At 65.8% G+C, this 8,598-nt stretch carries 9 protein-coding genes; 7 read left to right on the forward strand and 2 right to left on the reverse strand.

Translation table 11 applies throughout. From position 1 onward, the window contains the following. Positions 1 to 3: 3 nt before the first annotated feature. Positions 4 to 546: a methylated-DNA--[protein]-cysteine S-methyltransferase gene (locus AABA86_RS25560; RefSeq protein WP_338308843.1), complete on the reverse strand. Its 543-nt coding sequence runs from the start codon at positions 544 to 546 to the stop codon at positions 4 to 6. A gap of 137 nt (positions 547 to 683) precedes the next feature. Between AABA86_RS25560 and AABA86_RS25565 the strand changes: the two genes are divergently transcribed. Together AABA86_RS25565 and AABA86_RS25570 are read left to right on the forward strand one after the other, a co-directional pair. After that, positions 684 to 1,502, forward strand: a complete 819-nt coding sequence (locus tag AABA86_RS25565) for an alpha/beta fold hydrolase (RefSeq protein WP_338308844.1) — start codon at positions 684 to 686, stop codon at positions 1,500 to 1,502. Between the two features lie 2 nt (positions 1,503 to 1,504). Then, positions 1,505 to 2,317 (forward strand): alpha/beta fold hydrolase, encoded by an 813-nt coding sequence (locus tag AABA86_RS25570; RefSeq protein ID WP_338308845.1) that lies wholly within the window; start codon positions 1,505 to 1,507, stop codon positions 2,315 to 2,317. A gap of 45 nt (positions 2,318 to 2,362) precedes the next feature. Here AABA86_RS25570 and AABA86_RS25575 read toward each other — a convergent pair whose 3' ends face one another. After that, positions 2,363 to 2,818 carry a carboxymuconolactone decarboxylase family protein gene (locus AABA86_RS25575; RefSeq protein WP_338308846.1) on the reverse strand — a complete coding sequence of 152 codons (456 nt, stop codon included), beginning with the start codon at positions 2,816 to 2,818 and terminating at the stop codon, positions 2,363 to 2,365. Between the two features lie 99 nt (positions 2,819 to 2,917). On the opposite strand from AABA86_RS25575, the gene AABA86_RS25580 reads away from it, so the two are divergent. The 5 genes from AABA86_RS25580 (at position 2,918) to AABA86_RS25600 (ending at position 8,269) form a co-directional block, all read left to right on the forward strand. Further along, positions 2,918 to 3,787 (forward strand): sigma-70 family RNA polymerase sigma factor, encoded by an 870-nt coding sequence (locus AABA86_RS25580; protein WP_338308847.1) that lies wholly within the window; start codon positions 2,918 to 2,920, stop codon positions 3,785 to 3,787. 178 nt (positions 3,788 to 3,965) lie between these two features. Next, positions 3,966 to 4,643, forward strand: coding sequence for a GntR family transcriptional regulator (locus AABA86_RS25585; protein WP_212252606.1), 678 nt, complete (start codon positions 3,966 to 3,968; stop codon positions 4,641 to 4,643). A gap of 81 nt (positions 4,644 to 4,724) precedes the next feature. After that, on the forward strand, positions 4,725 to 5,525 hold the full coding sequence (locus AABA86_RS25590) for a phytanoyl-CoA dioxygenase family protein (protein WP_338308848.1): 801 nt from the start codon (positions 4,725 to 4,727) through the stop codon (positions 5,523 to 5,525). Positions 5,526 to 5,683: 158 nt separating this feature from the next. Continuing rightward, positions 5,684 to 6,997 (forward strand): NAD(P)H-dependent oxidoreductase, encoded by a 1,314-nt coding sequence (locus AABA86_RS25595; protein ID WP_338308849.1) that lies wholly within the window; start codon positions 5,684 to 5,686, stop codon positions 6,995 to 6,997. Between the two features lie 183 nt (positions 6,998 to 7,180). Next, complete coding sequence (locus AABA86_RS25600; RefSeq protein ID WP_212252601.1) at positions 7,181 to 8,269, forward strand: TRAP transporter substrate-binding protein; 1,089 nt, start codon at positions 7,181 to 7,183, stop codon at positions 8,267 to 8,269. Positions 8,270 to 8,598 lie beyond the last annotated feature (329 nt).

Genomic DNA, 8,598 nt, shown 5'->3' on the forward strand with positions numbered 1-8,598 from the left:
GCTTCAATCAAACAAACTCGGCGTGTGGTTCACCAGCGCGCCTTCGATCTCGAGCATCTTCAGCTTCGTCACCACGCCGCCATTGGCCGAGAAGCCGCCGGGCTTGTTGCCGGCAGCCAGCACGCGATGGCAGGGCACGACGATCGGACACGGATTGTGGCCGAGCGCCTGGCCGACGTCGCGCGAGAGCTGGACGCCGCCGAGCTGCTTGGCGATGTCGCCATAGGTGATAGTCTTGCCGGGCGGGATGGCGCGGGCGATCTCGTAGACGCCGCGGTTGAACTCCGGCACGCCGTCGAGATCGAGCTCGATATCGGTGAGATCATCCGGCTCGCCCGCGAGCAGCTTGACGACGCGATCGATCGCCTGCTGCACCTCGGCGGTCGGCTCGGCCTCGCTGGCATCGGCGTGGCGCTGGCTGATGCGGGTGCGGATCTTCTCTTCGCCGCCCATCGGCAATTGCGTGCCGTTGATACCGCGCGGGCCCCAGGCGATGGCGCAAAGGCCGATCCTGGTGTCGAACAGGGCGAAATGCTGGTCGGTCATGGCTTGGTTCCTGAGCTTGCGTTCCCGTCGCATGCCCCCAATGTGATCTCGGACCAAATCTAGGCTTGGAAATAGTTGCGATCCACCCGGTTTCCGGGAATCTTGCACAGGAGTTCCGCCCGCCTCGCGAGTCCCGAATGCAGAGCCTCCACGTCAACGGTTACGACATGCCCTATCTCGACGTGGGCGAAGACAGGGGCCGACCGCCACTGGTCTGCGTGCACGGCTCGCTCAACGACTTCCGGGTCTGGGGCTGCGTGCTCGGCCCATTGTCGCAACGGCACCGCGTGATCGCTGTCAGCCTGCGGCACTTCTTCCCGGCGCGATGGGACGGCATCGGCGACACCTACTCGATCGCCCAGCATGTCGACGACGTCGTCGCCTTCATCGAGGAGCTCGATCTCGGTCCGGTCGACCTGATGGGCCATTCCCGCGGCGGGCACATCTGCTTCCGCGTGGCGCAGCGGCGGCCGGATCTGTTGCGGCGGCTGATCCTCGCCGAACCCGGCGGCGAGCTCGATGCGAGCCTCGACCCCGACTATGCCGGCGGGCCCTCGCCCCTCCTGGCGCGCTTCATGGCTTCCGCGGAGAAGATCGCCGCCGGCGACGTCGATGGCGGCCTCGCCGTCTTCGTCGACACGCTGGAGGGCTCCGGCACCTGGCCGCGGCTGCCGGCCCTGGTGAAGCAGAATTTGCGCGATAATGCCTATACGCTGATCGGGCAGGTCCGCGACAATCGCCCGCCGTTCTCGAAGGCGGATGCGGAAGCGATCAAGATGCCGACGCTGTTCATCCTGGGCGCGCGGACCAAGGGCCTGCTGCCGAAGGTGCTGCATGCGCTCGCGGCGCATGTGCCCTATTCCACAACGGCGATCATCCCGAACGCGACGCATCCGATGTTCGAGCAGGCGCCGCAAAAATACTCCGAAGTGGTCCTGGATTTTCTGGCGAGCTGACCATGCAGACATTCCACGTCAACGGTTACGACATGGCCTATCTCGACGTCGGAGAAGGCCATCCGCTGGTCTGCGTGCACGGCACGCTCGGCGACTTCCGCACCTGGTACTCTGTGCTCGGCCCGCTATCGAAAGCGCATCGCGTGATCTCGGTCAGCCTGCGGCATTTCTTCCCCGCGCATTGGGATGCCGTCGGCGACGACTACAAGATGGCGCAGCACGTTGCCGATGTGATCGCCTTCATCGAGCAGATCAGGCCCGCCCCCGTCGACCTGATGGGTCATTCGCGCGGCGGACACATCGCGTTTCGCGTGGCACAGGCGCGGCCTGATCTGGTGCGAAAGCTGGTGCTGGCCGAGCCGGGCGGCGATCTCGACGCCAGCCTGCCGGTGCCGGAAGGCACGCCGGCGCATCCGCCGCTGGCCGCGCGCACCGCGCGATCGGTCGAGATGATCCGCGCCGGCGATATCGAGGGCGCGCTGCAGAATTTCTACGAAGGCATCGAGGGCGACGGCTCGTGGCGGCGCGTGCCCGCGGCGGCCAAGCAGCAGCTGCGCGACAACGCGCTGACCTTCCTCGGCCAGATCAACGAGCAGCGCAGGCCCTACACGCTCAGCGATGCGCAGGCGATCCGCACGCCGACGCTGCTGATCGGCGGCGGCGCCACCACGGGCAGCCTGGCTGTGATGTGGCGCGTGCTGGCCGAGCATATCGCAGGTGCCCGGACGGCGGTGATTCCGAACGCCGGCCACTGGATGTTCGAGCAGGCCCCGCTTGAGTTCGGCGAGGCGGTGAGCAGGTTCTTGGCGGAGTAGGTGCTCTCTTCCCCTCTCCCCGCAAGCGGGGAGAGGGGAAGACACTCACACCTTCCAAACACCCACCGGCATCTTGATCGCCGCGTTGAGCCGGTTCCAGACATTGATGGCGGCAATCGAGAGGATCAGCGTTGCGAGCTCGCGCTCGTCGAAATGCTTGGCGGCCTCGTTCCAGATCGCATCCGGTACCGGGTCCTCGCGATCGGCGAGGCGGGTGACGGCCTCGGTCAGCGCCAGCGCGGCGCGCTCGGCGTCGGTGAAATAGGGCGCATCGCGCCAGGCGGACACGGCAAACAGGCGCTCGTCGGTCTCACCCAGCCTGCGGGCGATCTTGGGATGCATGTCGACACAGACGCTGCAGCCATTGATCTGGCTGGCACGCAGGTGCACCAGTTCCAGGAGCTTTTCCGGCAGGCCCTGCTTGGTCAGATTGCCGAGGGACTGCAGGACATTCATGGCCTCCGGGAGGACCATGACAGGGTGATTCATGCGGGCGTGCATCTTTTTCGTCTCCATCGCTCGAATTTCGAAGGTCCCGGTCACATCGGCCGGATTGGCTTCGTCATGGGCATGACGGATCGCGACGAGGGAATGTGACCGATGACCGAAAAAAATTTCGAAGACGATTTTCTCAGCCACCAGTTCGAGGCCAGCAGGGATCATCTGCGCGCGGTCGCCTACCGGATGCTGGGCTCCGGCGCTGAGGTCGACGATGCCGTGCAGGAGGCCTGGCTGCGGGTCAGCCGCTACGACATGTCCGATGTCGCGAACTTGCGCGGCTGGCTGACGACGGTGGTCGCGCGCATCTGCCTCGACATGCTGCGCGCACGGAAGTCGCGCAAGGAGGAGCCGATGGGCCCGCATGTGCCGGAGCCGGTCGACGAGACGCGAGAGCGCGAGGTGGAGATGGCCGATTCCGTCGGCGCGGCGCTGCTCGTCGTGCTCGAGACTTTGCAGCCGGCGGAGCGGCTCGCCTTCGTATTGCACGATATGTTCGCAGTGCCCTTCGAGGAGATCGCGCCGATCGTCGGCCGCTCGGTCGACGCATCGCGGCAGCTCGCGAGCCGGGCGCGGCGGCGGGTGCAGGGGGCCCCGGTGCCCGAGACCGACCTGTCACGCCAGCGCGGAATCGTCGATGCCTTCCTCAAGGCGTCGCGCGAGGGCAATTTCGAGGGGCTGCTCGCCGTGCTCGATCCCGACGTCGTCTTCCGCGCCGATATGGCCGCGGTGCGGCTCGGCTCGCTGCCTGAGATCCGCGGCGCGGATGCGGTCGCGCAGCTCTACAAGGGCCGCGCCCAGGCCGCGCGGACGGCACTGGTCGACGGCGAGATCGGCGTTGCCGTCATTCTCGGCGGACAGCTGCGCATCGCGCTGCGTGTGACGTTCAACGGCGAACGTATCGCCGGGATCGAGGCGCTGGCCGATGCGGAAGGGATCGCCGCGCTGGAGGTGGAGGTGCTGGAGGGCTGAGGCGGGCGCCTTTTTGCGAAAACAACCCCATGCACAGTAGACGGGCACAGTAATATCAATGACTTAGTGGAGCAGCACGGGGCGCCATGGCATGGGCGCAGAGCCCGTCTTGACGCCCCTCCCCTCCCGCGATACCTTCGAATACGGAATTCCGTATTCCCTCGCAAGAGCTGCTGGCGTGATCCCTCTCGACCCGCTCCCGAACCTGATCGACCAGGTCTATGCCCGGATCCTGGAGGCGATCTCCGACCGCACGCTTCAGCCCGGCCAGCGCATCCGGCAGAACGAGCTCGCCGACAAGCTCGGCGTTTCGCGCCAGCCTGTCTCGCATGCGCTGCACCTGCTGCACCGCCAGGGTCTCGTCGCCGAGAGCGGACGGCGCGGCTTTGAGGTCACCCAGCTCGATCCCGCGCGCATCCGCCAACTCTACGAGGTGCGCGGCGCGATCGACGCGCTGGCCGCGCGGCTTGCGGCGAAGCGCGCCGCCAGCGACGCGGTAGGACGCGCACGGCTGGAGGCTGCGTTCGCCGCGGGGCGGGGCATCGACCGCAACACGACACTCACTGAATTGATCGTGCTCGACGTGGATTTTCACCGCGCGATCTATCAGCTCGCCGGCAATCCCGTGATCGAGGAGACCATTGCGCCGCAATGGCCGCACATGCGCCGCTCGATGGCGACGGTGCTGTCGGAGCTCGACTACCGCGGCAGCGCCTGGGCCGAACATGCCGATATCGCCGGACACATTCTCGCGGGCGACGTGAAGGCGGCCGAAGCCGCCGCGCTGGCGCATGCGCAGACGGCGGGACGGATGACTGAGGAGAGATTGAGGGCGAGCGAAGAGGCGGCGGCGTAGCGACAAACGCCGTCATTCCGGGCTCGCGACTTCGTCGCGCCCCGGAATGACAAAAATAAACAAAACAGGAGGAAACGGCCCATGAAACTGTCTCAGGAGCAATTGGAGTTCTTCCACCGCGAGGGCTGGCTGTTCTTGCCCGAGCTGTTCAGCCAGGAGGAGGTCGATCTGCTGGCGCGCGAGGCGGTCGGCATTTACGACGCCAACCGTCCCGAAGTCTGGCGCGAGAAGAGCGGCGCGCCGCGCACGGCTTTTGCCGCGCATCTCTACAACGACGCGTTCCGTATCCTGGGCGCCCATCCGCGCATGATCGACCCGGTCGAGCAGCTGTTCGGCGAGCCCGTCTACATGCACCAGTTCAAGATCAACGCGAAATCGGCCTTCACCGGCGATGTCTGGCAATGGCACCAGGATTACGGCACCTGGAAGCGCGACGACGGCATGCCGGAGCCGCGCGCCATGAACATCGCGATCTTCCTCGACGAGGTGATGCCGATCAACGGTCCCCTGATGCTGGTGCCGCGCAGCCAGAATGCCGGCGATCTCCAGGCCTCGCATGACCTCGCCACCACCTCCTATCCGCTATGGACACTGGACGAGGCGACGGTGACGCGACTGGTGAAGGAGGGCGGCATCGTCGCGCCGACCGGCAAGCCGGGGGGCATGCTGATGTTCCACGGCAATCTCGTGCACGGCTCGGCCGGCAACATCACGCCCTTCCCACGCAAGATCGTGTACCTGACGCTGAACGCCGTCTCGAACTACATCCGCAATCCCACGCGGCCGGACTACATCGCCCATCGCGACTTCGCCCCGATCAAGACGGTGGACGACGACGCGCTGCTGCGGCTTGCCCGTGCACCGCGGCAGGCGGCGGAGTAAACAGGTCTCGTGCCCCGGACGCAGCGCAGCGCCTCTTCGACGATGCGCTGCAGAGCCGGGGCCCACGCCGCACGGATAGCTTTTCTGGGTCCCGGCTCTGCGGAGCAGCGTTTCACGCTGCACCGCGTCCGGGACACGATACTTGATCGGACAGCAACATGAACCTCTTCCGCCTCCTCCAGGCCCGCGCTTCCGCCGGCAAGCCTGTCCGTGTCGCGCTGATCGGCGCGGGCAAGTTCGGCTCGATGTTTCTGGCGCAGGTGCCTCACACGCCGGGGCTGGAGGTGCCCATCATCGTCGACATCGACCGCGACCGCGCACGCGAGGCTTGCCGCACGGTCGGCTGGAGCGCCGAGCGGATCGCCGCGACCGTCTTTACCGATGACGGCGCGCGCGCCATTGCCGGCGGCGCGATGGACGTGGTGGTGGAGGCGACCGGAAATCCTGCCGTGGGGATCAAGCATGCGCGCGCCGCGATCGCGGCGGGCAAGCATATCGTGATGGTGAATGTCGAGGCCGACGTGCTGGCCGGTCCGCTGCTCGCCGAGGAGGCGCGCAAGGCGGGCGTGGTCTATTCGCTCGCCTATGGCGACCAGCCGGCGCTGACTGCCGAGATGGTCGACTGGGCCCGCGCCACCGGCTTTCGCGTCGTCGCCGCCGGCAAAGGCACAAAATACCTGCCGGCCTATCACGACGTGACGCCTGACGGCGTCTGGCAGCATTACGGCCTGACCGCAGGCGAAGCGCAGTCGGCCGGCATGAACCCGCAGATGTTCAACTCCTTCCTCGACGGCACCAAATCGGCGATCGAGATGGCTGCGATCGCCAATGCCTGCGCCCTCGACGTACCCGCGGACGGACTGCTGTTTCCGCCCTGCGGCGTCGACGACCTCCCGCACATCATGCGGCCGCGCTCGCGCGGTGGCGTGCTGGATCGGGCGGGCCTGGTGGAGGTCGTCTCCTCGCTCGAGCGCGACGGACGGCCGGTGTTTCGCGACCTGCGCTGGGGCGTCTACGTCGTGCTGGAGGCGCCGAACGACTACGCCGCCGACTGCTTCAGGCAATACGGCCTCAAGACCGACGCCAGCGGACGCTATGCTGCAATGTACAAGCCCTATCATCTGATCGGGCTCGAGCTGAACATCTCGGTGCTGTCGGCCGCGCTGCGCGGCGAGCCGACCGGCCAGGCCAGCGGCTTCCGGGGCGACGTCGCGGCGGTCGCCAAGCGCAATTTGCGCACGGGCGAGATGCTGGACGGCGAAGGCGGCTACACCGTATGGGGCAAGCTGGTACCGGCGGCAGCAAGCCTGAAGGCCGGCGCCTTGCCGATCGGACTTGCGCATCGCCTGAAGCTGAAACACGACGTCGCGCACGGCGCGGTGGTGCACTGGAGTGACGTCGAGTTCGACCCCGGCAATGAGACGGTGAAGGTTCGAAAGGCCATGGAAGCCGCGTTCGCAGCGCAGCATTGAACGGCAGCGACGATAGCGCAACCAAAGTGCGCTTGATTTGCGCTCCCCCTTTGGTCATCCTGACCGCGATCCGGGACATCTAAATCTCGGACGCCAAGAAACGTCGGCCAGCGGCGAAGATAAAGCGACGCAAGATCGCGATCCCTCGTCGAGGACACGACATCACAGGATGAGGGGAGACGCATGGAACGTCGTAAGTTTCTGACGGCAGGGGGGCTGGGCCTGGCCGCGAGTGCAGTTGCCGCGCCGGCTATCGCACAGTCGATGCCCGAGGTGAAATGGCGGCTGGCGGCGAGCTGGCCGAAATCACTCGATACGCTCTATGGCGGCTGCGAATATTTCTGCAAACGTGTCGCCGAGATCACCGACAACCGCTTCCAGATCCAGCCCTTTGCCGCCGGCGAGATCGTGCCCGGCCTGCAAGTGCTCGACGCCGTCTCGAACGGCACCGTCGAGATCGGCAACACTGCGCTCTATTACTATTGGGGCAAGAACCCCGCATTCACCTTCGGCACCTCGCTGCCGTTCGGTCTCAACACCCGCCAGCATATCTCCTGGCTGTTGTGGAATGGCGGTCAGGAGATGATCAACGATCTTTTGAAGGAGCATAATGCGATCGGCGTTCCGACAGGCTCGACCGGTGCCCAGATGGGCGGCTGGTTCCGCAAGGAGATCAAGACCGTCGACGATCTCAAGGGCCTGAAATTCCGCGTCGGCGGGTTCGCCGGCACCATCATCTCGAAGCTCGGCGGCGTGCCGCAGCAGATCGCGGCCGGCGACATCTATCCGGCGCTGGAAAAGGGCACGATCGACGCGGCCGAGTGGGTGGGCCCGTATGACGACGAGAAGCTCGGCTTCGTGAAAGTCGCGAAGTACTACTACTATCCGGGCTGGTGGGAAGGCACCGGCCAGGGCCACAACATCATGAATCTCGAGAAGTGGAATGCGCTGCCGAAACATTATCAGGCGGCGATTTCGGCGGCCTCGCTCGATACCTTCACCTGGGTGACCGGCAAGTACGACTCGGTCAATCCGCCCGCGCTCAAGCGGCTGCTCGCCGCCGGCGCGATCCTCAAGCCATTCCCCCAGGAGGTGCTCGAGGCCTGCTATGGCGCGGCGGGCGAGATCTACGCCGATCTCGCCAAGAGCAATCCGCATTTCGGCAAGATGTATGCGAGCCTGACCGCCTACCGGGCCGACTCGCTCGCCTGGATGCAGGTCGCCGAGCTCAGCTTCGACAGCTTCATGATGCGGATGCGGACGCGGACGTAACTGCGTCGCGCTGCGAGGGCCGAAACGACAAAAGCCCCGGAGATGTCTCCGGGGCTTTTTGTTGGGCGCGGCTGCAATTTTTTCGAGGTCGCCGCGAGGTCGAGCCACATCAACGGTGTCATCGCCCGGCTCGTGTTTAGCCCGGACAGATCACTGACAGGTGTTCGGAGACATAGCTGACACATCAAACTGGGCTGGATTGGTCGATTCGGGAGGCCGTCCATGCCCTGGAACGAGGTGTCGGTAATGGATCAGCGGCGCGAGTTTGTGCGACTTGCCTTGCAGGACGGAACGAACCGGCGGGAGCTGTGCCGGCGGTTCGGGATCAG

It is taken from the genome of Bradyrhizobium sp. TM233 (genome assembly GCF_036247965.1).
Classification (GTDB): Bacteria; Pseudomonadota; Alphaproteobacteria; order Rhizobiales; family Xanthobacteraceae; genus Bradyrhizobium; species Bradyrhizobium ottawaense.